18 protein-coding genes are annotated in these 24,709 nt (G+C 69.4%); 9 read left to right on the forward strand and 9 right to left on the reverse strand.

All coding sequences use genetic code 11. The features are described 5' to 3' along the window. The first annotated feature begins 11 nt into the window (after positions 1-11). Positions 12-1,076 (forward strand): DUF58 domain-containing protein, encoded by a 1,065-nt coding sequence (locus tag ENSA7_RS39280; RefSeq protein WP_106094577.1) that lies wholly within the window; start codon positions 12-14, stop codon positions 1,074-1,076. Next, positions 1,073-3,298, forward strand: a complete 2,226-nt coding sequence (locus tag ENSA7_RS39285) for a transglutaminase TgpA family protein (RefSeq protein WP_106094578.1) — start codon at positions 1,073-1,075, stop codon at positions 3,296-3,298. The genes ENSA7_RS39280 and ENSA7_RS39285 overlap by 4 nt, the downstream gene beginning before the upstream one ends. A gap of 41 nt (positions 3,299-3,339) precedes the next feature. On the opposite strand, the gene ENSA7_RS39290 is transcribed toward ENSA7_RS39285, so the two are convergent. Next, positions 3,340-4,761: a cytochrome P450 gene (locus ENSA7_RS39290; RefSeq protein ID WP_106094579.1), complete on the reverse strand. Its 1,422-nt coding sequence runs from the start codon at positions 4,759-4,761 to the stop codon at positions 3,340-3,342. Between the two features lie 150 nt (positions 4,762-4,911). Here ENSA7_RS39290 and ENSA7_RS39295 point away from each other — a divergent pair, with 150 nt between their 5' ends. Further along, on the forward strand, positions 4,912-5,478 hold the full coding sequence (locus ENSA7_RS39295) for an endonuclease dU (RefSeq protein ID WP_106094580.1): 567 nt from the start codon (positions 4,912-4,914) through the stop codon (positions 5,476-5,478). Positions 5,479-5,542: 64 nt separating this feature from the next. Then, positions 5,543-6,412, forward strand: a complete 870-nt coding sequence (locus tag ENSA7_RS39300; RefSeq protein WP_106094581.1) for a tetratricopeptide repeat protein — start codon at positions 5,543-5,545, stop codon at positions 6,410-6,412. A 61-nt stretch (positions 6,413-6,473) separates the two neighbouring features. Here the strand turns inward: ENSA7_RS39300 and ENSA7_RS39305 are convergent, their stop codons facing one another. From ENSA7_RS39305 to ENSA7_RS39325, 5 genes are all read right to left on the reverse strand, one after another. Continuing rightward, entirely contained in the window at positions 6,474-7,901 is a 1,428-nt protein-coding gene (locus tag ENSA7_RS39305) for a nitrogenase component 1 (RefSeq protein WP_106094582.1), read from the reverse strand. Beyond that, positions 7,898-9,889, reverse strand: a complete 1,992-nt coding sequence (locus ENSA7_RS39310) for a nitrogenase component 1 (protein ID WP_106094583.1) — start codon at positions 9,887-9,889, stop codon at positions 7,898-7,900. Before ENSA7_RS39310 ends, ENSA7_RS39305 begins: the two co-directional genes overlap by 4 nt. Further along, complete coding sequence (locus ENSA7_RS39315) at positions 9,886-11,010, reverse strand: nucleotide-binding protein (protein WP_181234557.1); 1,125 nt, start codon at positions 11,008-11,010, stop codon at positions 9,886-9,888. Before ENSA7_RS39315 ends, ENSA7_RS39310 begins: the two co-directional genes overlap by 4 nt. 103 nt (positions 11,011-11,113) lie before the next feature. Beyond that, positions 11,114-11,944, reverse strand: coding sequence for a DUF4215 domain-containing protein (locus tag ENSA7_RS39320; protein WP_106094585.1), 831 nt, complete (start codon positions 11,942-11,944; stop codon positions 11,114-11,116). Between the two features lie 208 nt (positions 11,945-12,152). After that, complete coding sequence (locus tag ENSA7_RS39325; protein WP_106094586.1) at positions 12,153-12,626, reverse strand: MarR family winged helix-turn-helix transcriptional regulator; 474 nt, start codon at positions 12,624-12,626, stop codon at positions 12,153-12,155. 192 nt (positions 12,627-12,818) lie between these two features. On the opposite strand from ENSA7_RS39325, the gene ENSA7_RS39330 reads away from it, so the two are divergent. The 4 genes from ENSA7_RS39330 to ENSA7_RS45970 all read left to right on the forward strand — a co-directional run bounded on the left by ENSA7_RS39330 (position 12,819) and on the right by ENSA7_RS45970 (position 17,288). Continuing rightward, positions 12,819-14,024, forward strand: a complete 1,206-nt coding sequence (locus ENSA7_RS39330; protein WP_181234558.1) for an acetyl-CoA C-acetyltransferase — start codon at positions 12,819-12,821, stop codon at positions 14,022-14,024. 23 nt (positions 14,025-14,047) lie between these two features. Beyond that, positions 14,048-16,204: a 3-hydroxyacyl-CoA dehydrogenase NAD-binding domain-containing protein gene (locus ENSA7_RS39335; protein ID WP_146158670.1), complete on the forward strand. Its 2,157-nt coding sequence runs from the start codon at positions 14,048-14,050 to the stop codon at positions 16,202-16,204. A gap of 18 nt (positions 16,205-16,222) precedes the next feature. Then, on the forward strand, positions 16,223-16,969 hold the full coding sequence (locus ENSA7_RS39340; protein ID WP_146158671.1) for a hypothetical protein: 747 nt from the start codon (positions 16,223-16,225) through the stop codon (positions 16,967-16,969). Positions 16,970-17,165: 196 nt separating this feature from the next. Further along, on the forward strand, positions 17,166-17,288 hold the full coding sequence (locus ENSA7_RS45970) for a hypothetical protein (RefSeq protein WP_280524070.1): 123 nt from the start codon (positions 17,166-17,168) through the stop codon (positions 17,286-17,288). Here ENSA7_RS45970 and ENSA7_RS44720 read toward each other — a convergent pair. After that, positions 17,279-17,437 (reverse strand): hypothetical protein, encoded by a 159-nt coding sequence (locus tag ENSA7_RS44720; protein ID WP_181234559.1) that lies wholly within the window; start codon positions 17,435-17,437, stop codon positions 17,279-17,281. The two genes, ENSA7_RS45970 and ENSA7_RS44720, sit on opposite strands and share 10 nt — an antisense overlap. Before the next feature lie 139 nt (positions 17,438-17,576). Here ENSA7_RS44720 and ENSA7_RS39345 point away from each other — a divergent pair, with 139 nt between their 5' ends. After that, positions 17,577-17,948, forward strand: a complete 372-nt coding sequence (locus ENSA7_RS39345) for an RNA-binding S4 domain-containing protein (RefSeq protein WP_106094644.1) — start codon at positions 17,577-17,579, stop codon at positions 17,946-17,948. Between the two features lie 11 nt (positions 17,949-17,959). On the opposite strand, the gene ENSA7_RS39350 is transcribed toward ENSA7_RS39345, so the two are convergent. Both ENSA7_RS39350 and ENSA7_RS39355 read right to left on the reverse strand, forming a co-directional pair. Then, on the reverse strand, positions 17,960-22,933 hold the full coding sequence (locus tag ENSA7_RS39350; RefSeq protein ID WP_146158672.1) for a hypothetical protein: 4,974 nt from the start codon (positions 22,931-22,933) through the stop codon (positions 17,960-17,962). Next, a complete protein-coding gene (locus ENSA7_RS39355; RefSeq protein WP_106094591.1) occupies positions 22,912-24,618 on the reverse strand; it encodes an ATP-binding protein in 1,707 nt (568 codons plus the stop codon). The genes ENSA7_RS39350 and ENSA7_RS39355 overlap by 22 nt, the downstream gene beginning before the upstream one ends. Between the last annotated feature and the right edge of the window lie 91 nt (positions 24,619-24,709).

A 24,709-nucleotide genomic window follows, 5' to 3' on the forward strand; every position in this document is an offset into this window, starting at 1 on the left:
GAGTGCCAACATTGACGCGAAGCACGAACGACGGCGGCCCGACCAAGAAGAAGCTGCCGTTCGTGCGGCGAATGTTGACCGCCCAGGGCCGCAGCCTCGAGATCACCAAGGCCGGCTACCTGTTCATCGTGCTGACCCTCGCGGTCGGGTTCGCGGCGATCAACTCGGGCGCGAACCTGCTGCATGTCCTGTTCGGCTGCCAGATCGGCCTGATCATTGCGAGCGGGATGCTGTCGGAGAACATGGTCCGGCGGGCGATCGTGCGGCGGCGCATCGCCTCGCCCCTGCACGCGGGCGGCCGCGGGGCGCTGATCGTCGAGCTCCGCAACGCCAGCGCCCGCGGCGACATGATCTCCGTCAGCGTCGAGGATGACGACCGGGTCGACAGCGCCGACAAGACCGAGCCCGTGTTCTCGGTCGCGGTCCCCGGCGGCGGCGTCACGACCTTGCACGCCAGCGTGACCATGCAGCGGCGGGGCCTCCACTCGCTGCCCAAGGCCGTCGTCGCCACCCGGTTTCCGTTTGGGCTGTTCGTCAAGCGCCGCGACCTGCCCGGCCGCGAGCGCGTGCTGGTGTATCCGCGCATCCACCCGGTCGAGCCCGCGCCGCTGCAGGAAGCCCGCGCGGGCGTCGGCGAGGCCAAGGGCGCCCGCGATCGCGCGGGTGAGTTCTTTGGCCTGTCGGAGTACCGCGAGGGCCAAGAGCTGCGACGGATCCACTGGCCCGCGACGGCGCGGCTCGGCCGAGCGGTCGTGCAGGAGTACGAGTCCCGCGGTGAGGCCGAGCAGATCCTGGAGCTCGCCCCCGGTCGCGCGGGCGAGGCCAGCTTCGAGACGGCGATCGAGCGGGTGGCCTCGCAGGTGGTCGCGCTGCTCCGCGAGGGCCGCGTCGCGACGGGCCTGCGCTACGCCGACGAGATCGCCATCGAGCCCGGGATCGGCCCGGCCCACGAGCGCCGCCTGCTCGAGTTCCTGGCGTTGGTCGGGCTCGAGCGCGACCCTCTCGACGCCGGCTTCGAGGCTGACGCTGCTGGCGACGGGCCCGAGCCAGCGCAGGGTAAGGGGCGCGCCGCGTGACCTGGCTCGAGCACCTCGCGCGGGTGTTTGGCGGCAAGCGTCACGGGCTGGTCCGCCTGCGCGACACCGCCAGCTTGCTGCAGGCCGCGATCGCGGTGGTGGCCGTGAGCGCGGCCCAGTCCGCCAGCGTGTGGGCGGTTGGCCTGACCGTCGTGCTGGCTGGCTGGGCGATGGCCCGCCCGCTGCCCGAGGTCGCGAGCAGGACCTCGCAGAACCTGTGGACCCTGGGCATCGTGCTGGCGATCGTGGTCAGCGGCGCGCGGGCGTTCATGTTTGGCGGCGAGCTGCTGATCGCGGGCGTCGACTTCTTCTTGCTCATGATCGTGCAGCGCCTGTTCAACCGACAGCGCTCCCGCGAGCACATGCAGCTGCTCATGCTCGGGTCCGTGCTCATGGTGATCGCCGCGGTGATCGACGCCGAGCTGCACTACCCGGCGTTGCTGGCCCTGTACCTGCCCACCGCCACGCTCGCGCTGATCGTCAACCACCTGCTGTCCGAGGGTGAGCGCCTCGGCCGGCGCGTCGAGTTCGAGGTCGATCGCTACGCGACCCGCGAGCTCTCGCGCCTCAACCGGGCCGCGCTGCAGGTCACGATGATCGCCGTGGCCGCGGGGCTGCTGACCTTCATGCTGTTCCCCCGGTTCGGCGCGGGCGTGTTCCTGCGCGGCAACCTGTACGGCAACGAGACCGTCGGCTTCTCCGACTCGGTCCGGCTCGGCGGGTTCGGCACGATCAAGAACGACGCCACCGTGGTCATGCACTTGCTGCCGCTCGACGGTGAGCCAGCGCAGACCCGGCTGACCTGGCACCTGCGCGGGAGCGCCTTCGACAGCTACGCGGCCGGCAGCTGGGGCCGCTCGCGCGACGCCATCCACGGAGATCTGAGCTCGAAGCTCGGCTACTACATCTTGCAAGAAGATGGCGTGCCGCTCGGCGAGGTCATCGCCGCGCCCTACCGATTCGGCGGGACCTCCGGCAAGACGATCGAGCCCCGCCGGATCCCGGGCTTCGCGGGCGCCAACCAGACCGTGCGAGTCCTGGTGACCATGGAGGACATCGGCACCGACCTGCTGTTCGCCGCCGGCCGGCCGTTGGCGTTCTCGCTGGCCCCGCGCGGACCGCTGGAAGAGCGCAACCGGCTCGGGCTCGACGTCGACGACCAAGTCCGCGTGCTCGATCGCCAACCTGGCCCGATCCAGTACGAGTTCGTCGGTCGCGTGGGCGAGCCCGAGCGCCGCGAGCTGCAGGCGATCGGCGACCCCGAGGTCCCCACGCCGCTCACGGCGTACATCGACCGCGCCCGGCTGTCGGCGGCGTTTCACGAGCTGGCCGTGAGCATCACCGCCGACGCGAAGACCCGGCTCGACAAGGTCGAGGCCGTGCAGCGCTACCTGCTGCAGAACTACAGCTACAGCCTCGATCAGCCCCTCTCCGATCGAGTCCGCAGCGGCGAGCTCGACCCGATCGAGGGCTTCTTGTTCGACACCAAGGCCGGCCACTGCGAGTACTTTGCGACCGCGATGGCGCTGCTGCTGCGCGAGGTCGACGTCCCCACGCGCAACGTCAACGGCTTCTACGGCGCCCACTACAACAGCCTCGGAAGCTTCTACGCGGTCCGCCAGGCCGACGCGCACTCGTGGGTCGAGGTCTACTTCGACGACCTGGGCTGGGTCACCTTCGATCCGACCCCGCCCGGTGGTCGCACCGCCGGGGACAACGCCAGCTGGTTCCCGCGCCTGGCCAACGTCGCCGACGCGCTGCGCGACGCCTACCTGGCCTACGTCATCGACTACAACCTCAGCGACCAGATCGAGGTCCTCGAGCAGCTCGGCGTCGAGCGCCAGGGTCGCAACCTTCAGATCAACTGGCGCCAGCTCGGACCGTGGCTGATCGGCGCGGCGGCGCTCGGCCTCGGCCTCATCATGCTGGTGTTCGGCTACCGCAGCTGGCGACGGCGCGCCGACCCGTCGCACCCCGAGATCCAGATCTACCAAAAGCTGCTCGCCGCCATGCAGCGGCGCGAGCGAGGCCGCCACGAGCACGAGTCCGCGCGCGCGTGGGCGGATCGGCTGCGGGAACGAGGTGCCCCGGAGGCCGCGGCGCTGCGTGAATTCGCGGCCTATTACGATGAACTTCGGTTCGCCGAGGACCGACCGAGCCCCGCGATGTTGATCGAGCTGCGTGCGCGCGCCGAGGCGGTCTTGGCGAGCGAGACTCGCTGACTGGTTCGGGGTTGTCTGTCGTGCGCGGGGGGTCCTCGAATCTAGCGCGCGCGCGGCCGCATCAGCAGCGGCCGAGCCAAGCGCAGCGTGGAGATCGGACGAACCCCGATCTCATCGTCGTCCACGCGCGTGAGCTGAAACCGCGAGACGATCGTCGCAAGCGCGACGATGATCTCGATCATCGCAAAGTGCTCCCCCAGACACGCCCGACGGCCACGCACAAACGGCAGGTAGCTGTAGGGGTCGATTGCATCGACGCGATCGGGCGCGAATCGGTCGGGATTGAAGCGCTCGGGATCCGCCCAGAACTCCGGGTGGCGATGGATCACGTAGGGCAGGATCGTCACGCTCTCCCCGGCTCGCACCTCGATGCCCTCGAACGCGTCGTCGGCCACCGCCCGGCGGGTGACCCCCGGCACGGGCGGGTACAGTCGCATGGTCTCGAGCACTACCTGTCGGGCGACCACCAGCGACTCGACGTCCTCGGGCTGCGCGGGTCGTCCCCCGAGCACGCGCTCGGCCTCGGCCAGGACCCGCGCCTCGATCTCGGGGTGACGCGCGAGCAGATACAGGGCCCAGCTCAGCACCAGTCCCGAGGTCTCGTGGCCCGCGAGGATCAGCGACTTGATCTCGTCGAGCAGGTGCTGATCGCTCATGCCCAGGTTGGTGTCGGGGTGCCTGGCGTCGAGCATGCGCGTGAGCATGTCGACCTCGCCCGCCCGGGCGCCGCCGCTGGCGAACGGACACCCGCCGCGCGCCTGGGCCACGCGGCCGTCGTCGATCAAGCGGCGAACGCTGCGGTTGAGGCGGTGCTCCGCTGCGCGGGCGCGACGGTTTCCCGGGGTCGGGAGCCACGGCGGGAGCAACCCCATGCTCAGCATCTGCTTGGTGCCCTGGGCCAGACAGATCTCGAGGGCCTCGCCGATCACCGCGGCCTCGTTGGCGAAGTCGGACCGGAAGATCGCGTTGCCCAACACCCGCAGCGCGAAGCCCTGCATGCTGTGGCCGACGTCCACGCTCTGGCCCTCGGCCGCTGCGGCCCGCCAGTGATCCGCCAGCACGGCGAGCTCGGCGTTGATCGTGGGCAGGAACCGGGCGACCTGATCGAGCCGAAATTCGGGCGCCAGCAGGCGTCGCTGCCGGGTCCAGACCTCGCCCTCGCTGACCAAGATCCCGTCGCCGATCAGCGGCCGCAGCAGGTCGTAGTCGGGGCCCTTGGGGTAGTTGAGCACGTTGGTGCGAAGCACATGCTGGACCAAGCGCGGGTGGCACAGGTACACGCTCGGGGCGCCCAGGCGCCGACAGAACACGTCGCCCTGGCGCTGATGATGATGCTGCGCGTCCGCGGTGTAGTTGCTCAAGAACACCGACAGCCGCCGGAGCTCCTCGATGAGCGGCAGCTTGCGCCGGACAAACCGAACCGGCGAAACACCAGCACCCGCCAGCTCCTCGACATAATCCATATCCAACCGAACATTAGCGCCTTCACCTCGAATTTTCACCTCTTCACGTGATCAGCACCCCAGAGGCCATGAAGGGTCGCACTCGGTGATCTTCGCACGCTGGCGATCCGCCGGTTGCACGCGGCCCCCGTCGCTGGTTCGATCGGCCCTGTGGCCCGTCGCCTGAGCAACTCCATCGGGATCGACGACGCGCCCTTCGATCGTCGTCACCGCGGCGACGTGGCGATCGTGGGGGTGGTGTTCACGCGCACCCGCCTCGATGGGGTGATGACGGGCAAGCTGCGGCGCGACGGGGCCAACGCCACACACGCGATCGCCGAGCTGGTCGAGCGCTCGCCGTTCGCCGCCCACGCGCAGGTGCTGCTGCTCGGCGGCATCACCTTCGCCGGGTTCAACGTCGCGGACATCCACGCGCTGCGCGAGCGGCTGTCTACGCCCGTGTTGGTGCTCGCGCGCAGGCGGCCGCGCCTGGCGGTGATCCGCGAGGCCCTGCTCGACAAGGTGCCCGGCGGCGCGCGCAAGTGGGCGCTGATCGAGAAGGCCGGGCCGATGGAGGCCTGCGCGGGGCTGTTTGTCCAGCGCGCCGGCCTCGAGCTCGATCAGGCGGCGCAGGTGATCCGCGAGCTGACGATCCACGGCAAGCTCCCCGAGCCGGTTCGGATCGCGCACCTGATCGCCGGGGGCTACGCGGAAGGCGTCAGCCGAGGCCGCGCGTGAGGCGTGAAATAAACTCACGAGATTGCTGCAAACCGAGCGCAGCCGGGCCGATAGCCCTCGGGCCATGTCCTGGAACCCACCGATCTGTCATCACTGTCACGCCTCCTCGACCCGGTTCGAGACCACTGTCCCCCACGGCCCGCCCTTCGCGTTCGGCGTCGGCTGGATCTGCTCGGTCTGTCGCGGCCGGACCCTCGAGCTGTGCACCGTCGGCCCCGAGCCGGACGATCCCAGCTGCTGCCTCAACTGTGGGGCGGCGGCGGTCACCGCCAGCGACGAGCCGCGCGTCCCCTGTCGCGAGTGCGGCGCCGATCACCAGCTGCTCGTCGCCCGGGTCCGCGAGCACTGCGGGCTCCCACCGTGCACGGAAAAGATCCGCGCCCTGCGAGCCAGCGGCCTGCATCGGGTGGCGTTCAACGCGGTGCTGCTGCAGCTGCGGGCCAACCCCGACGACCCGGAGGCCCTCCACACCAAGGCCAAGCTGCTCGTCGACGTGCATCGGCCCGAGCAGGCCCTGCCGCTGATGCGCCGGGTCGTGTCGCTCGGGGGATCGCTGGACGCCCAGGTCGACCTCGGCGTCGCGCTGGCCGACAGCGGCCATCACCAGGAGGCGATCTCGATCTATGAGCGCGTCTTGCTCGCTGATCCCCATCCCCCTGGTCGCAGCGTGGTGCTCAGCAACCTCGGTGGCTGCGTGAGCGCGCTCGGGCGCCCGCGTGAGGCCGAGGGTTACCACCGTCGGGCGATCGCCGCGGACCCCGAGCACCCCGGTCCGCGCTGGAACCTGTTCGCCAACCTCCAGAAACAAGGCCGCTTCGCCGACGCCATCGAGGTGCTCGAGCACCTCATGGAGCTGCCCTCGCTCGATGAAGACGACCGCGAGATCATGAAGGCCCTCCGATCCCAGCTGCTGAACCAACTCGAGCGCAACTGATCCCAACCTGAAGCCAGCTGCGTGACCTGCATGCACGCGTCCATGCAGGTGCGCAATTGCTTCAGTCCGGATCCGGCTGAAACTCCGCGCGCAGCATTCGTGGCCGCTTGACGATCGTGTTGACCATCTCCTGGACGAACCACGCCCACCCGCGAAAGCCCAGGAATGGGCTGTCGTAGAGCGCGTGCTTGAAGAAGTTGGGAAACCCAAAGTACATGCGCCCGGGCGCGCGGGCGTCGGCGCGGCTGGGCTCGTCAGCTGGAAACTCGCTGCCCGCGATCACCAGATCCAGCCCCACCCGACTGCACAGGCCCCGCACGTGACGCTCGAGCGTCTTGACTGTGGGCGCGAACAGGGGCGGCGGCACCGGTCCGTGGCGAGCGGCGCTCAGATCCACGCCAAACTCGGGCCGCCGCGCCGCCGCGCTCAGGTGCAGGACCTCCATCCCCAGCTCGCCAGCGCCCTCGAGCAGCCCATCGAACAGGGTTGGATCGCCGGAGAAGGCCAGCTTGCGACCCAGCAGCAGCGACGACACCAGCCACTCGAAGCGCGGCACCACCAGCGAGAGCTCGGCGTCGATCAGGCTCGCGGCTCGAGCCTCGCGGCCAGTCGCGGCCGCCAGCGCCCGGACCATGCGCGCGCTGGCTCGCAAGCCAAACGGCTGATCGACCTCGACCACCTGGGCGCCCGTGCGCTTGGCCAGCGCCCGCGCGGCGGCGACCCCGTGGGGCAGCGCCAGCAAGGTCGCGGCCCGGGTCGCGCCCAGCAAGTGCGCGAGCGGGCGGTTGCTCAGCCAGGTCGAGACCGGATCGAGGCCGAGGCCGGCGACCAGGCGCTCGAGCTCGGCGACGTTGGCGGTGTGATCGGCCTCCACGCGATCCATGAGCACGCCCATGATCGCGACCTGGTCGTCGATCAGCCCGCCAGGCGAGATCGGCAGGCGCCTGGCCAGGGTGTTGAGCGTCTCGGCGTAGGCGTCGATCCAGTCGCTCTCGAGCGAGCGACTCGGGACCTCGTAGATCCGCTGCGGCACCTCGTCCTCGACCGAGGCGATCAGCGCGTCGTACTGGGTCCCGATGATCTGCACGTGCGGCATGCTGTTGACCAGCACGAGCTCGGCCTCGGGCAGCTGTGAGAGCCGGCGCAGGCGCTTGACCACGGCCTCGCCCTTGGACTTGATGACCTCGCCCGAGTGCAGCAGCGTCGAGACCACCCGGTGCCGGCCGCAAGCGTCGAGCAAGCTGGAGCTGAGGTCATGCTTGCCGTGGATCCACTCGGCCTTGCGGTAGATGCAGTCGGGACCATCGATGATCACGAAGCAGCCGGGGATCGCGTTGACCGCCATGTACAGCCCGAGGTGATAGGGGAACCGGTAGGGGTGCCCAAACCGCTCGTGCGGGTGCGGCTCGTACAGGGTTGGATCGAGTCCGAGCGCGACCACGGCGTCGTGATCCTCGGCGGACAGGCCCGCTTTTGTGCCGTCGATCATGTTGATTCTCCCGGAGTTCGAGCAGCCCCACGCTCGAGGAAGGGCTGGCCGAGGTAGCGTGAATAGCTGCGGTAAAACGACATGTTGGCCACGCGCAGCATGCCCTCGAGCGAGTCGAGCGCCCCGAGCAAGCCAACGCTGAATTGCCGCATGGAGAAGGTGTTCTTGCCGTTGCGAGTCAGGCGGCGATCGTAGTGAAGCTCGGAGTACCACGCGGCGACTCGATCATCGGCGAGCTGGACATCGAGCTCCTCGACGGTCCGGTACCAGCGGACGTGGATGTTGTCGTAGCGCTCGCTCGCGGGCGGGCTCGTGCGCTCGCCACAGTAGGCCAGCACGTCGACGCCAAACCCCATCTCGCTGAGCAGCTCGAGCATCGGGACCCCGAGGCTGCGCTGGATCGACAGCGCCGAGCGCCAGTTGCCGTGCTCGATCACGAAGCCGACCCGCAGCTGCTGGGCCCGCCCACGCAGGAGCTGCCAGCGGCCGTAGACACCGGTCATCATCGCGTCGATCTCGGCCTCGACCTCGGCCCGGCGATCCACGGCCGCGCCGATGCTCGACAACCACTGCCGGGTGCCCGCCAGCCCAAACGGCGGGCGCAGACTCAGGATCCGGGCCGGCGCCATGCGTGCGGCGAGGCGCTCGATCGTGACGGTGTAGCGATCCCAGGGGTACCCGACCAGCACCGAGGCGCGCGCGAGCTGCTCGAGCGCGTCCTCGCCCATGTCGGGCAGCAGCTGGGTGAGCACCTTGACGCCCGCGCGGTCGAGCAGCCCCAGCAGCTCGCGCCGACCGGCGAGCGCGGGCATGCCCAGGATCGCCACGCCGAGGGGGTCGAGCTCGCGATCGAGCGAGATCGGGTGAACCGCGAGCATGTCGCCGAAGCTCTTGCCGACCACGTCGTTGTGCTGACCCACCGCGAACACGGGCAGCCGCAGCTTGTCGTGGGTCCGCGCCGCCGAGGCCACGATGTCGTCGCCCGTGACCTCGGGCAGGCAGCCGGCCTGGATCACGACCGAGTCCGGCCTGTCGGGGAGCTCGGCGAGCAGCTCGAGCGCCTGATCCACGAGCACGTCCGCGCCCTTGATCACGTCGATGTCGCTGATGTCGGTGAACAGCCGCTGGGCGCGACGCGGACCCTCGCCGCGCGACCCATCGACGGGCCCATCGACGGGGTCCGTCGACTCGACGCGCGGGCTGTTGAAGAAGCTCGGGATCCGCTCGTCCTCGGGCGCCTGGTTGAACAGACACTCGATATCGGTGTGATCGATGATCGCCACATTGCCGAGGTGCTGCCCGCAGGCCCCGCGGTACAGCTCGGTGCCCTCGAAGAACCGCCGCCAGCCCGACGAGGGCGCGAACGCGTAGAACACCGACTCGGGGTAGTCATTGACGAGCATGTGCTCGTCCTCCACGTCGGGGATGATCTGCGCGAGGATCGTGGCGAGCGGGACCCCGTCATAGCGGGCCAAGAAGCGCAGCAGCGCCCTGGCGATCACCGGGTTGAGCTCGCCGCCGTAGCTCAGGCCAAAGCTCTTGCCCTGCTTCCACGCGCGCTCGCCCGGGGGCGTGAGGACCCCGCGCTGCAGCGTGCCCTCGTCGTCGATCTCGGCGACGAATTCGAGGTTGTTGCCCTCGGTCCGCTTGAGCGAGCGGATCTTGCCGACCAGACCAAACGCCTTCTCGAACCGCGCGAGCGACTCGGCGCCCGCGGCGATGCCCGGGCGAAACAGACGGACGTCGGCCTGGTGATAGACGGAGGTCTCGCCCTCGCCCTCGCCCGGATCGGAATGGCCCGGTTCGCCCGACGTGCTCGACCTGCTCGACCTGCTCGACTGCGCGTCTGCGCCTGGCTCGCCCGCGACGCCGCCGAGCTGATCGAACAGCGCCTGGGTCGGGGCCGACCAGCGTGGATCCTCGCCGCTGCCGTCGCGCTCGGACGCGGTCCGCTCGTACGCGTCGAGCTCGGGGAACAGACCGCTCACGCCGTCAGCTCCTCTGCGCCGAGCTTGCTGGCGTGCTCGGGGAACGCCGCGCGCAGCCGCTGTACGGCCTCCTGCGCGCCGATCAAGCCCAGCCGGATCGCCCGGGACCCCGCGCGCAGCTCGACCGCGTAGCGAGCGGCCTGCTCCTCGCGCTTGGCCTTCGCGGCCGCGAGCGCGTCGCCGCGAGTCAGCGACGCGAGCGGCACCGAGACCTCGCCATCTTCGACGATCTTCGGGCCCGCGAGCGCGGCCGCGGCCTCGGCTTGCTCGGCCGCGACGGTCTGCATCATCTCGTGCTCGAGATCAGCGCGGAACCGGGCCCGCGCGCCCACGTGGAATTCCTCCTCGTTCATGGGCGTCGGCAGCGGGCGATCGGCCACGCTCTCGTCGTGGATGCGCTCGGCGAGCTCACGCAACACCCGAGAGATCGGCGCCTGCGGATACGCCTCGACCACGGTCGTGCGGTTGTACTCGGCCTCGCGGACCAGCGGGTCGCGGGGGATCCAGGCCAGGATCCGGGTGTTGATCCGCTCGGCGAAGCGCTCGACGACCTTGCGATCGGCCTCGGGATCCTTGAGGTTGACGATCAGCCCCGCGAGCGCGATCCCGTTGTTGGCGTAGTGCACGACCGCGCGCGCGATGTTGTTGGCGGCGTACAGGGCCATGAGCTCCTCCGAGGTCACGATCACCACCTTCTCGCCGATCCCCTTGCGCAGCGGCGCCGCGAAGCCCCCGCAGACCACGTCACCGAGCACGTCGTAGAGCGCGAGGTCGTACTTGCTCTCGTCGAGCAGCTCGGCCTCGTTGAAGATCTCGAGCATCCGGGTGATGCCACGACCGCCACACCCGACCCCTGCGGTTGGGCCGCCCGCCTCGACGCAGTCGACCCCCAGCGGTGAGCGGACCACGATGTCCTCGGCCGTGACGCCCTTGACCTTCTCGATCCGATCGACGACGGGCTCGATCAACTTGCCGCGCAGCAACGCCGCGGTCGAGTCGTGCTTGGGATCACAGCCGACATGAAGGACCCGCTTCCCGGCGGCGGCGAGGCTGGCCGAGATCCCACAGGCGACGGTGGACTTTCCGATCCCGCCCTTGCCGAAGATGACGATGCGCTCCATGGGCGCAACCATAACGGCTGCGGCGGGTCAGCCCCGACTATTCGCGACAATGTTTCGTGAGGCCGCGCGCGCCCGCTGGTCACCCAGCTCGCCAGCGTCGCGCTCAGTTGTTGACGCAGGTCCAGTGCACGGTCTGGCAGATCAGCGGCCCGAGCATGTCGGCCCCGCAGTTGCCCTGGCCGTTCCACGCGCCAAAGTCGAATTGCATGGTGCCGGGGTTCATGCAGCTGGTGCCCTGCTGACAATAGCCACACACGTTCCCACAGTTGCCACCCGCGGCGCCGACGGTGTCGTAGCCCATGTTCTGGCAGATCAGCTCCGGGTGGTACTGGCCCATGGTGTTGGCCGAGATCCACGCGGAGTCGGCATCGGCGGCGCACACGACCCACGGGGCGTTGGTGCCCGGGTCGACGCCCTGCGAGCAGACCGGCAGGAACTCGCCCTCGCAGGTGGCCGAGCACCCGTCGTTGGACATGTTGTTGCCGTCGTCGCACTCCTCGACGCCGTCAAACTCGAACCCGTCGCCGCAGTACGAGTCCTCGCAGCTGGTCGGGCACGCGTCGTCGTCGTCGAGGTTGCCGTCGTCACACATCTCGACGCCGGCCTGCAAGAACCCGTCGCCGCATGACGCCTCAATGCAGAAGGTCGGCAGGCACGCGTCGGTGTCGTCCATGTTGCCGTCGTCGCACTCCTCGACGCCAGCTTGGGTGTAGCCGTCGCCACAAAACGCGAGCTCGCAGGCGGGGCAGTCGTCGGTCGTGTCGGCGTTGCCGTCGTCACATTGCTCGCCGTCCTGAATGATCCCATCGCCGCAGCTGCCCGGCATGCACATGGAATTGCAGCCGTCCGCGTCGTTGTCGTTGCCGTCGTCACACTGCTCGACGCCCTCATGCACGAACCCGTCGCCGCAGCTGGCGGCCAGACAGCCGGTCACGCAGTCGTCGTCGTCGTGAGCGTGCCGAAGGTGAAGCCGCCTTCATCGGTGGCCCCGGACGAGCAGGCGCCGAGCACGAGAGGTATGAGCAATGACAATCGGGTGCCCAAGCGCAACATGAGCACTTGATACCACGCTCGCGCGCCAGTCCGCGACCAGATCCGACGACCCTCGCCCGCGAGCGGGCCAGCAACCTGACCCGCGCTGATCAGCCTCGGGGCTCGACGACCACGTTCATCCGCACCCGCTCGACCAGCCGCCCGAGGGTCTCGACCTCTTTTTTGGTGAAGCCCGCGAACGCGACGTCGAGCAGCGCGTTGCTGACGTTCAAGAACCTCGGAAACGCCCGATAGGCCCGCTTCGAGGGCAGGATCAGGATCGCCCGGGTGTCCTTCGGGTCGGCCTCGCGCCGGACCCAGCCGGCGCTCTCCAGCGCCCGCACGAACCGACCGACGGTGACCTCGGACAGGTTCATCTGGCGGGCCAGCTGTCGGGCGGTCATCGGCGACTTCTCCTGGAACAGGATCATCATCGCGTTGGCCTGGGCTGGCGTGACGTCCTCGAGCTTCTCGCGCTCGAGCAGCTGCTGGACGCGACGCTCGATCTCCCGGTTGATCCGCGACAGCTCGAGCGCGGCGTCCGCTTGCCTGCGACGCTGGGCGATGTCGGCACGGCTGGCCATGCCGCGCAGCTTGCCGCCGGCCTATTCGGCTGGCAAGCGCCCGGCCTGGCCCCGCGTGCTCGTGCCCCGAGCCCGGCGCCAGCGGGCGTTTGCTCGGTCCGCTTGCCGAAAACGATGAGCGTGCTTAGCATTTCCGCTCGCTGGCCCCCGGGTGCTCCGGTCTGCCAGCCATGACGCAGCAAGGAGCCCTCCGTGTCCGAAGCGATGATCTTCGACGCCGTGCGAACCCCCCGTGGCAAGGGGAAGTCCAGCGGCAGCCTCTACACCGTCCGTCCTGTCGACCTGCTCGCAACCACCCTGCGAGCGCTCCGCGATCGCAACGAGCTCGACACCTCGCAGGTCGACGACGTGATCACGGGCTGCGTGACCCAGACCGGTGAGCAAGGCTCGTGCATCGCACGGTTCGCCGCGCTCACGGCTGGCTACCCGCTGGCGACCTCGGGCGTGACCCTCAACCGGTTCTGCGCCTCGGGCCTCGAGGCCTGCAACCAGGCCGCGGCCATGGTCGCCGCCGGGTTCGAGGACCTGGTGATCGGCAGCGGCGTCGAGAGCATGTCGCGGGTGCCGATGGGCTCGGACGGCGGCGCGATCTGGGATCCGCAGACCCAGTGGGAGGTCGGCTCGGTCCCGCAGGGCGTGTCCGCGGATCTGCTCGCGACCTTGCGCGGGTTCACCCGCGAGGACGTCGACAGCTTCGCCGTGCACAGCCAGCAAAAAGCCGCGGCGGCGATCGAGCGGGGCGACTTCGACCGGTCGCTGGTCCCGGTCACGGATCGCAACGGCCTGACGGTGCTCGCCAAGGACGAGTACCCGCGCCCCGGCACGGATCTGGCTGGGCTGGCCAAGCTGAAGGCCAGCTTCGAGATGATGGGCCGGCAATTCGGGCTCGACGCGCTGACCAAGCCGGTCTATCCGCAGGTCGAGCGGATCGACCACGTCCACCACGCGGGCAACTCCTCGGGCATCGTCGACGGCGCGGCCGCGATCTTGTTTGGTTCCCGCCAAAAGGGCGAGTCGCTCGGGCTCAAACCACGGGCCAAGATCCGGGCGGTCGCCGCGACTGGCTCCGAGCCGATGCTGATGCTCGACGGCCCGATCCCGGTGACCCGCAAGATCCTGAAGCGCGCGGGCATGAGCATCACCGACATTGATCTGTTCGAGGTCAACGAGGCGTTCGCGGCCGTGCCCATGGCCTACCTGCAAGAGTTCGACATCGACCCGGCCAAGCTCAACGTCAACGGCGGCGCGATCGCGCTGGGGCACCCGCTCGGCGCGACCGGCTGCATGCTGCTCGGCACCCTGCTCGACGCGCTCGAGCAGCACGACAAGTCCGTCGGGCTGGTGACCTTGTGCATCGGCGGCGGCATGGGCGTGGCCACGATCATCGAGCGCGTGTGAGCGCCAAGAAAGGGACGAGCGACATGAGCGAGCAACACCGCAACGACGCGCTGAGCTGTGAATTCGACCCCGAGACCGGCGTCGCAACCTTGACGCTGGCGATGCCCGGCAAGGTCAACATCATCAACGATACCTACGGCCGCGGGCTGCAGGACGCGCTCGCGTGGGCCAAGGGCCGCGCCGGGCTAAAGGGCATCATCTTGACCTCGGCGCACAAAGATTTTTGTGCGGGCGCCGACCTCGACAAGATCTATCAGATGCGTGACCCCGCGGCCCTGTACGCGGCCGTCATGCAGATGCACCAGCTGTATCGCGGGTTCGAGACCGCGGGCGTGCCGGTCGTCGCCGCGCTCAACGGCTCGGCGCTGGGCGGCGGCTACGAGCTCGCGCTGGCCTGTCATCGGCGGATTGCGATCAACGATCCGCGCGTGAAGTTTGGGCTGCCCGAGGTTCAGCTCGGCGTGCTCCCGGGCGGCGGCGGGACCCAGCGGCTGCCCCGGCTGATCGGCATCCAGCCGGCCGCCGAGGCGATCCTGCAGGGCAAGGAGTTTCGCGCCAACAAGGCGCTCGAGGCCGGGTTGATCGACGAGCTGGTCGCCGACCGCGACGCCCTGCGAGCCGCCGCGCTAACCTGGATCGCCGCCAACCCCAAGCCCGCGCAGCCCTGGGATCAAAAGCGTGCCCGGATCCCCGGCCCGCGCCCGGGCTCGGCCGACGCCCGCAACCTGTTCATGGCCGCGTCCGCGATGCTGCGCAAGAAGACCGCGGGCGTGTTCCATGCGCCCGAGGCGTCGCTCAGCGCGATCCAGGAGGGGCTGAGCCTCGAGTTCGAGCGCGGGCTCGAGGTCGAAGCCCGCTACTTCGTCGGGCTGGTCGTCGGCGATCAGTCCAAGGACATGATGCGGACCCTGTGGTTCTTTCGCAAGGCCGCGCTCGCGCACGAGGGCCTGCCCGAGCTCGGGCCGGATCAGCAGGCGGGCATCGAGAAGGTCGCGATCTTGGGCGCGGGCATGATGGGCGCCGGGCTGGCGTTCGTGTGCGCGGACGCGGGCTACGAGGTCGTGCTGAAGGACATCAGTCAGGATGCGCTCGACAAGGGCGTCGCCCACTTCGACGCCGAGCTGGCCAAGCGCAAGCGCCACCTCGATGACGCCGGCCGGCAGGCGATCCGCGCGCGGCTCACCGCCAGCCTCGATCCATCCGCGCTCGCCGGCACCGATCTAATTATTGAAGCGGTGTTCGAGAACCTCGAGCTCAAGCACCGCGTCACCAAGGAGACCCAGGCGCAGCTGAGCACCAACGGGATCTGGGCCAGCAACACCTCGGCGATCCCGATCGCTGACCTGGCGGAGGCGTCGGATCACCCTGAGCGCTTCATCGGGCTGCACTACTTCTCGCCGGTCGAAGTCATGCCGCTGCTCGAGATCGTCGTGGGTCCCAAGACCAGCGATCAGACCCTGGCCCGGTGCCTGAGCTTCTGCCAGCGCATCGAGAAGCTGCCGATCGTCGTCAACGACGGCTACGCGTTCTACACCACCCGGGTGTTCTCGGCGTACATCATGGAGGGCGCGCAGCTGGTCGCCGAGGGCCACGATCCGGTGCTGATCGAGTGGGCCGCGCGACAGGCCGGCATGGTCGTCCCGCCGCTGCAGGTGTTCGACGAGGTCACGCTGACCTTGCCGCTCAAGGCCAGCGCCCAGAGCCGCAAGTACCTGGGTGACGCGGCCGTGGACAACGACGGGCTCCGCCTGGTCGAGGCCATGGTCCAGACCCACGCGCGCGGCGGCCGGGCGGCTGGCGCGGGGTTTTACGAGTACGAACGCGGCCGCCGGACCGGGCTGTGGCCTGGGCTCGCGAAGCTTGCGACTGGGGCCCCCGCGACGACCGGCGTCGACTACCTCGCGCGCCGACTGCTGCTCATCCAGGCCGTCCAGGCCGTCCACTGCCTCGAGACCGGGATCCTCCGCAACGCCCGCGACGGTGAAGTCGGAGCGATCTTTGGGATTGGCTTCGCACCCCACACGGGCGGGCCGTTTGGGTTCTTGGATCGCCAGGATCCCCGCGCGCTCGTGGTCGAACTCGACGAGCTGAGCCGCACCTGCGGCCCACGCTATGCCCCACCCAAGTCCCTGCGCGCCATGGCCGAGACTCGCGCGAAGTTCTTCCCTGACGCGCCCTGAGCCGGCTATCGTGCCATGGTGACCAGCCTCGACTGGCTCTCGGAGCAAATACGCCAACCGATCGACGCGGCGACGCCCGCGATCGTGCGGGCGCTCGCAGGCCAGCTGATCGCGGTGTGTCTGATCGGCCCCGCGGCCAAGCGTGGTCGCTCGCTGCGTGGCACCCACGCCGAGCTGCTGATCGTCGCCGAGACGCTCGACACCGCGCGGTTGCGCGAGCTGGCCCGGGGTCTGGCCCAGCCGCTGCGCGCGGGCCTGCAGGTCCGCACGGTCACGCGCACCGAGCTGGCCGGCTCGGTCGACGTTCAGGCCCTCGACATCGCAACCTGGCGCGACCACCACCTGTTGCTCGCTGGCAGCGATCCGTTCGTGGGTCTCGAGATCGCCGCCAAGGATCTGCGCCACGAGATCGAGCGAGCCCTGCGGACCCTCACCCAGCGCCTGCGCAACCGCATGCTCTGGTGTCTCGCAACCGAGCAGGTCCGCCTCGACGCGCTGCTGCGCGAGGGCATGGAGCTGCTGACGATGATCGGCCACCACACGCTCGCGCTGGTCGGCCAACGACCCCCGCGCGACGAGGCAGCCCTGCTCGGCCGACTCCTGGCCTGGTGCGGCACCTCGGTCGCCCCCGTCGCCCCCATGGTGATGGCCCTGCGCTCGCGGCTGGAGGCGACCCGCGCCCCCGACGATCCGCTCGCCGAGCTCGCGGCCCTGGCGACCACGACCGAAGCCGTGTGCGCGCGCGTCGACGCCCTGCGGGTCTGAGCGACGCGAGCGACTTACAGACTCGCGGCCTCAGATCGTGGGTGTTCCGCTGCGACTCGTATGCCACAGAGCTACGATCTGGACACGCTCGCCGCCGGCGACAACCTGGAAGTACACATAGTATCGGATTCGACTCGGATTCGACTCAGATGCACTCGCCGCACCGTCGGCCATTGCTCGAGCGCCCGGCCAACGCGTGCATCTCATCATCGACGGCATGCGGCGCCTTGTCTCGATTGGCGTGCCACCACTCGCGCGCCTGTGCGAGCTGCTGGCCCGCCTGCGCGGTCAACTCGACAGTGGGCATGTTCAGGAATGACGCTGGAGCCCACGAAGGAACGCGCGTGCGTCGACGAGTTCTCCGCGCTCAGCCTCAGCGACCCCCTTCCGGACCAGCTCGAGTTCTTCATCATCTTCTTCATTGAGGACGATGGCTCCCTTGACGACCTTGCCGGTGCGCAGCTCCATAATCCCATCCTAGCCCAACTCTGGGGGTGGCCCAACCTTGCAAAGTCCGCCGGGCGGGATTCGACGCGCGGAACGCCGCGTGGATCGCCGCTCCGAGCCCGAGTTGTGCCGCCCCGCGCGGCGCGGGATACTTGGCTCGATGCCCGACCTCACCGCGGTGCGGATCGACAAGTGGCTGTGGGCCGCGCGAATGTTCAAGACCCGCTCTGCTGCCTCGACTGCGTGCTCGGCTGGTCATGTGAAGATCGCAGGTGAGTCGGCCAAGGCCAGCAAGACCGTCAAGCCTGGCGACCTCGTCGACGTCTTGACTCCCGGTGGGCCGCGCAATCTGGAGATCGTCGCGCTTGGGGATCGGCGGGGCCCGGCCGCGGTCGCGGTGACGCTGTACCTGGATCACACGCCGCCTCCGCCCCCGCCCGAGGAGCAGGCGCTCGAGGGGATCCGGGAGCGCGGGGCCGGGCGGCCGACCAAGAAGAACCTGCGGGACCTTCGTAAGCTCCGGGGCTGGTAGCGCCAGCCCGATCAGGTGTCGAAGCTGCGCGCGTCGCCAGACGGCTCGGCGAGCGTGCCGGTCATCAACAGCCGGGCGTGGCCAGCGTGGAACGCGAGCTCGTCTTCGTCGGTGACCTCGTCGAGCCAGCGATTGAGCGCGGTGTAGGCCACGGAGGCCAGAAAGCTGACCCAGATCGGATCGGGATCGGCGAGCGCCCGCACGAACCGAGGGTGCTCACTGTCGAAGATCACGCGGTCGTCGATCTTCACGAGCTCGCGCCCGGGGCCCGGCTCGGCGTGGATGCAGTCGAGCAGGCCTTCGGTCAGCATGATCTGCGCGCGGCTGCGCAGCAGCCGAAGCTCCGCGCGCACGCGCTCGAGCAGCTCGCCAACATAATCTGGCTCTGGCTCTGGCTCCGGTAGCGGCGCCGGGATCGGCGTGACCTCGACAGGGTCGGCGACGGGCGAGCCCAGCTCCTCCGCCATGACCTCGAGATCCGAGCGGCTGAACTCGAGCGGGTCGTCGTCGTCTGCCGGTTCCTGGATCGCGGGCGTGAGCTCCGGATCGGGCACCGACGGCGGCGACTCCAGCGTGTCCAGGGCCTCCTGGGCGTGCGCCACCGGATCGAACCCGGGCACATCTGGATCCCAGATCTTCAAGTAGGCCAGCTCGAGCGGCCGCACCCGGCACGCCACGCTCGAGCTGATCAGCGCACCCGTCGCCAGCCGCAGCAGCGGCTCCTCGTTCAGCCGTCGCTCGAGGTTACCCAGGATCGCGTCGAAGCTGTCACCGCGCAGGCGCGCGCGGGCCAGGTTCACGACCGCGGTGCGCAGCAGTTCAATCGCGACAGCGCGACGACGGGCGACCTCTGGATTCGAGAACTCGACGGTCTCGGGCCGCGCGAGCTGAGCCTGGTGGTCGCTGAGCAGCGTCGAGTACAGGTTGATGATCCGCGCGTCGAGGTAGCGCCGCTGGGCCCCAGACAGCTCGACCGTCTCGAAGCGATCGTCGACATCCAGGGTTCCAGTGACGACGCCCTGAGCCGGGAGCAGCTCGAGCGGGCGCTGAAGCTCGACGACCTTGGCCTCGCTGCCGAACGCGACCGCGTGCTTGAACGGGTGCTCGTCGGGCAGCCACAAGCTTCCCTGGAGCCCATGCCGGTTGAGCTCGGCCGAGGCGAGCGACCGCTCGAGCGCCGTGATCGGGAGCGACGGCAGGTCCGGGGCCGCGGCTCGCCGCTTGGCGCCGGTGACCTGGTCGCGCCAGCGCCCGCTGAAGTCCTCGATCTTGGCGAACAGGTGCTCGAGCGCCGCGAGCGTGGGCCCGTGCGCGTGCACGACCGGAAACCGGGGCGCGACCGCGTGATGGTGGTGGTGGTGGACGTAATACAGGCAACCCTGGCCCTTCGCGCGGGTCGTTAATTGCTCGAGCGTGCGCGCGCGGCCGTCGACGTCCTCGAACAGCTCGAGCTTGGCGAACGCCTGACCGGCCGGGCTGAGTCGATTGGGGAGATCGCCAGCCCGGGGGCTGTGGCGGCGCCAGTGGGCGAAGATCCAGCTGCGCGCCAACCCCCGGGCGTGCTCGTCGAGGCTGGGGTAGCGGTGGGCGAGCGCTGGGAGCAGCTGATCCGAGAGCACCTCGGACAGCATCAGCCGCAGCGCGGCCATGCGCGCGCTGGTGGTGTTGACCGAGGCATAGTCAGCGGTGAGCTCCGCGTGCGGATCATCGACGATGCCGATCACGGGCACGCCCGCGTGAATCTCCAGCTCCTCCACGACCCGGCGATCATGGCAGAGGGTGATGCGCATGCTCCCGCCCTCGCCCGCCGTCCACCTGGGGATCGCCAGCTCACCCACGAACTCGTCGCGGTCGATCTCGACCCCGACCAGGCGATCGTGATCGGCCACGCGGATCTGCTCGAGCCGCGCGCGCGACTCGAAGCGCTGCTGGTGGCGACGCTCGTGAATCCACGCCGACGCCTCGGTCAGCCGCTCGCGGCCAAACAGACGGATCAGCGCGACGTGGTCGATGTCGTCGGCGCACACGATCGCCCGCTCGTCACCGTCCCAGCGCAGCGAGGGATCTTCGACGTAGCCGAGCTCGTTGCTGCGCTCGTACTCGACGGTCAGCTGGGCCAGGCTCATGGACTTGCCCGAGGTCAGGGCCACCATTGGCACGGCCTCGAGCTGCGCGTAGCACTCGAGCAATTGCCGGTGAAACTCGCGGTTGGTCACCGTTGCGTTGGCTCGACCGGCGCGACCACTGAGCGAGAGGATCGCCTCACGGGTCGGGACCGCGCCGTCGTCGAGCAACATCGTGATCGCCTCGCGCAGATCCGGCAGCCGGATGCCCGGAAACAGGGTCATCACGTCGAGGTAAGCCGCGACCGCGGCCGCGTGATCCGCTCCGTAGTGCCGACGCAGCGATCGCCACGCGCGGACGTGCTCGACGCTGACAAACGGCGACAGCATCGCCAACCACAGCAGCCGCCGGGTGTCGTCGGCTGGGCGCTGGGCCCCAGCCGCCTCCACGCAGGCAAGGATGATCTCGACCAGCCCGGACTCGACCGCGTCGATCAGGGGCTGCTTGCTGCCGGTGAGCGCGTCCCAGTTCTCGTTGGTCGGCGCGCGCTCCCAGGCCAAGACCGCCTCGACGCCCGGTAGCCAGCTGCGCTCCTCGACCACGCACAGCGAGCGATCATCGGTGAGCACCTCGATCTTCACGCGCCGGGCCGCGCTCGGATCCCAGTCGCGGACCCGGACGACGTCGATCCCCACGAACCCGCTGATCTTGCCGACCGTGTCGTCGCCGGGCTGCTCGACCCGGGTCGTCCAGGTCACCGCGGGTGGCGACGCGAACCGCTGCGGCTTGGCCTCGAACCGGCGTCGGCCCAGCTCGCTCCCGTAGGCCTTGGTGTCGTTGTGGAGCGCGGCGTGACCGAACGCTGCGATCAGCAAGCGACGGTCGTCGGCGTCGGCGTGGATCAGGAGCTCGTCGACCAGCCCGGAGATGGGCGCCGAGCGCTCGACGAACAGCACCTTGCCGGGCTGGCGCGCGCGTGTGTGGCGATCATGGTCGATGTCGACGAGCGTGACCCGGCGCTGATCGACCGTCACGAAGCTGATCGCGCGCGCCAGCGCGTTGGGCTGGGCTTCGGCGCCCTCGCTCCCCAACCCAAACTCGGGGGTCAGCTTGGGCTCGCCGAGCGCAACGAGCAATTGCTTGGCCAGCTCCGCCTCGAACCCAAACGCCGAGAGCCACTCGAACGCGAACCTGGGTCGGGTGACCGTGAGCACGCAGCGGCGCGCCGCGTCGCCGAGCTCGCCGCCGATCCCGGCCCCCGCGACCGTCGACAGCTGAATCAATCCAGGCAGCTGGGTCAGCAGCAACATCAGCGCGGTCGCGTAGGCGTGGTCGTGGCGCGGGCGGGTGTAGTCGCGGATCGGCTGGAACGGCCCGGTGATCACGGCGCACACGCCAATGAAGCCCAGGTCGAGCTCGAGCTCGCACAGCAGACACCCGTCTAACACGATCCGCACCGAGCTGCGCTGGCCTGGGCGCAGCGACGCGCACCCGCGGACCTCGCCCTGCTCGAAGCGGACGACCGGACCCGGCGTGCCGCGAGGTAGATCGATCGCGTGGGGCAGCGATCGCCACCGACGACGGTTGAGCTCCCACGGGACCTCGCGCTCGAGCGCCTCGGTCACCGAGCTGGCCTCCGGGTAGACCCGCAGCAGCCCCGCGGCCTCGGCCGTGCCGCCGAGCACGTGGACCACCGGGCCCCAGTCCTGCGGCGTCACGCCGTCGAACTCACGGTTGGTATACATGATCCCGCGCTCGGGATCGGCCCGCTCGACGAGGGCCCGCGGGCTCAGCCAGCGCCGATCCACGGTCCGCCAGATCGGCATGCCAGCCACCAGCGACAGCGGGCTCTCGTTGAGTACCAACCACTGCGGATCGCCCCAGCGGATGAAGCAGTCGCGGATCAGATCGAACACGGCGTTGCTGGTGGGCACGGTCTGCTCGGTGAAGTCCCCCGCGGCCCAGGCCCGCACGAGGTTGCCCAGCACCTGATCGCGGGCGGCACCGATCGCCTTCAGCGTCGCTTCATAGGTTGGATCGGTGCGGACCACATCACCCTGGGACACGTCCTTGCGAAACCGTGCACAGTCGACCCAAAACCACAGCCCGGGGATGCTGTCGCTCAGCTCGTGCGTCGCGATCTCCACGCCGTTGGACAGCAACACCATCGCCGAGCGCGAGCTGCCCCACCCGCTCCGCTCAAACCCTGCTGCGCCCTGCATGTGCTCCGCCTCAAATCGCGCCCCGGCGATCAGCGCGTCGGGCAGCCCGCTGCTGACGCGCACACCGTCGAGCGTGATCGCGCACGACGAGAACGCGCAGCGCTCACGGATCAGCCGCTCCTCGGGGATCTTGCCGCCCAGATCATTGAGAAAGCGAACCAACAACCCCGGACGGAACCGCTCCTTGACGTGGATCGTCGTCCACGGCGGCATCGTGGCTTCAGTCGGTGGGCTCAGCGGCGCGTCGTGCTGCGTGATCTCGTCTTCGGCGTCGGGTCGCAGCAACGCCGAGACCGCGTGCGGTCGCTGGCCCTGATCGAGCGTGACGCTCTCGATCCGGACCCAGCGGGGGTTGAGGGCCATCACCGCGTTGCAGGCCAGCGCCAGCTCCCGCCGCGACCGAACCTCCACGCTGCTGCGATCGACGAACAGCGAGGCGTAGAGCTCCTGCAAGTCCTCCCAGGTGAGGCCCGCGTCGAAGCGCATCCGCATGTCGTCGCTGTCGATCTCGAAGCTGATCGTGGTCGCGCCCCGCAGCACCGCGGCCTCGACCAGCAGCAGCACGTAGCGGTGAGGATCGGCCAGCTGAAACTGCCGCATCTTCTCGCGGGCCTTCTCGCGATCGAGCGAGAACGATCCGGCGGAGTCGAATTGCGCCTCGGTCTGCAATCCGGCGATTAGCTCAGCGGCTTTGGACATCGTGTCTCCCGGTAGCGCATGGACAGGTCGGCCAGGTCCGAGTCGTCGGCGGCCGAGATCGACCCACCGAGCAGCAAGAACAGCTTGACGAGCTGGTAGGCCGCGAGCTCGGGCTCGCGCTGTGCCAGGCCCAGCAGCGTGCGGACGGTGGGGTGATCGGCGTCGACGACCAGCACGCGTCGACGCGAGAACAGGCGCCGACCGATCTCACCGGCCTCGGCGACGGGGGTGACCTCGCCGAACTCGCGCTGGGTGATCGCCGCGCGCCCACCCAGCAGGCTGCCGCTCGCGGCGAACCGGCCAAACGTCACCTTGGCGATCCGGTGCTCGCTGTCGTGGAGCAGCCGATGGGCCGTGCTGCCGAGCCCGGCCCACTGCCGCTGCTCGGCGAGCTCGGGCGCGAGCGGCATGAAGTAGCGCTGGCCCACCCACGCACCGCCGCCGGTCGTGGGGCTGAGCAGCTTGCACGCTTGCAGCAGCGGCGCGAGCACGGTCTGGTCGAGGCGCGGGGCGTCATGATCGGCCTCGTTGACGCCGCCGTAGGCCAGGATCACCGCGCGGTCCTCGGCCTCGACCGCGTCGCTCAGCGGCGTGCGCCGACTCGAGAACAACGGGCCGGCCTCCCCCAGCGCCTTGCGCAGCTCCGCCCAGGTCCAGATCCGACCGCTCGGGCTGCGCGCGCAGGCCCAGCTACCCAGACTCCGGGGCAGCCCGCCGTTGTCGCTGAGGTGCCAGACCGCGGCCTCGTAGAGCACGACCAGCGTTGCGACGTCTGGGCCCGGGTCCGCGCGAACCTCCGCGTCGAGCAGCTCGAACACGCGCTCGCGCAGCTTCCCGCGGGCGAGCTCGCGCAGCCGCGAGACCACCTTGTTGAAGTGCCCGTCCTTGATCACGTCGTCGCGGGTCAGCGTGTGCTCGAGGTAGCGCGACGAGACCTTGAACACGAGCCCGAGCAGCTCCTGGATCGCCGAGCCGTGGGTCGCGTCGGCCTGAACCAGCGTCAGGCCGCCGTTGAAGAACGCGTGCAGGGTCTCGCGCGCGGGTCGGTGACCAATGTGGATGTGCGAGAATTCATCCTCGTAGGCGACGGCCACGGCGGCCTCGAGCCCGAACCGCTCGGACACCTGCTCGCCGCAGAACCGGACCTCACCGTTGGCGTGGCCACACCAGTAGCGCACGACCTGGCGGGCCCGGACCACGAACTCGTCGTAGTCGTCGCGGGTCGAGTTCTTGATGATCCGGATCGTCGTGCCCTCGATCGCCTGGTCGAGCCGCAGTCGCTTGAACTTGCGCTCGCGATCGAACAGCACCCGCCACGCCTCACCGGCCCGCGCGGTATCGACACACACGGCGTCGGGCTCGATCGCGAACACCGACACGAAGCCAATCCCGAACTTGCCGATCTTGGTCATGTCGCCGTCCTTGGCCGACGAGAACAGCCGGGTCAGCTTGCTGTCGATGATCGCCCGATCCATGCCCTCGCCGTAGTCGGTGACGGTCACGATCATCGCGCCCCTGTCCCCCTGCGCGGCGCTCGCCTCGAACTCGAAGTCGATGTCGACCTCGTCGCTGCCGGCGTCGAGCGCGTTTTGAATCAGCTCGCGGAAGAACGACATCGGATCCGAGAACTGATTAATCAGATCGTCGAGCGCGTCGCCGACATCGACCGGTGCGGGGCTGCCCATGGCTGGCAACGGTAGCGCGATCTGGAGCCTTCCTGCTCGACGCGCCCTCCTGCGTCACCACAGCCCCAAACCCCAGCGTTAGCCGCGCCGA

Source organism: Enhygromyxa salina (assembly GCF_002994635.1).
Lineage (GTDB): Bacteria > Myxococcota_A > Polyangia > Nannocystales > Nannocystaceae > Plesiocystis > Plesiocystis salina_B.

Bases quoted from the DNA above. Each gene is read 5' to 3' on its own strand.
- ENSA7_RS44720 (WP_181234559.1), bottom strand. From the start codon at position 17,437: ATGGAGCTGCGCACCGGCAAGGTCGTCAAGGGAGCCATCGTCCTCAAT.
- ENSA7_RS39325 (WP_106094586.1), bottom strand. From the start codon at position 12,626: ATGGCCAGCCGTGCCGACATCGCCCAGCGTCGCAGGCAAGCGGACGCC.
- ENSA7_RS39290 (WP_106094579.1), bottom strand. From the start codon at position 4,761: ATGGATTATGTCGAGGAGCTGGCGGGTGCTGGTGTTTCGCCGGTTCGG.
- ENSA7_RS39355 (WP_106094591.1), bottom strand. From the start codon at position 24,618: ATGGGCAGCCCCGCACCGGTCGATGTCGGCGACGCGCTCGACGATCTG.
- ENSA7_RS39335 (WP_146158670.1), top strand. From the start codon at position 14,048: ATGAGCGAGCAACACCGCAACGACGCGCTGAGCTGTGAATTCGACCCC.
- ENSA7_RS39305 (WP_106094582.1), bottom strand. From the start codon at position 7,901: ATGATCGACGGCACAAAAGCGGGCCTGTCCGCCGAGGATCACGACGCC.
- ENSA7_RS39315 (WP_181234557.1), bottom strand. From the start codon at position 11,010: ATGGAGCGCATCGTCATCTTCGGCAAGGGCGGGATCGGAAAGTCCACC.
- ENSA7_RS39345 (WP_106094644.1), top strand. From the start codon at position 17,577: ATGCCCGACCTCACCGCGGTGCGGATCGACAAGTGGCTGTGGGCCGCG.
- ENSA7_RS39300 (WP_106094581.1), top strand. From the start codon at position 5,543: ATGTCCTGGAACCCACCGATCTGTCATCACTGTCACGCCTCCTCGACC.
- ENSA7_RS39350 (WP_146158672.1), bottom strand. From the start codon at position 22,933: ATGTCCAAAGCCGCTGAGCTAATCGCCGGATTGCAGACCGAGGCGCAA.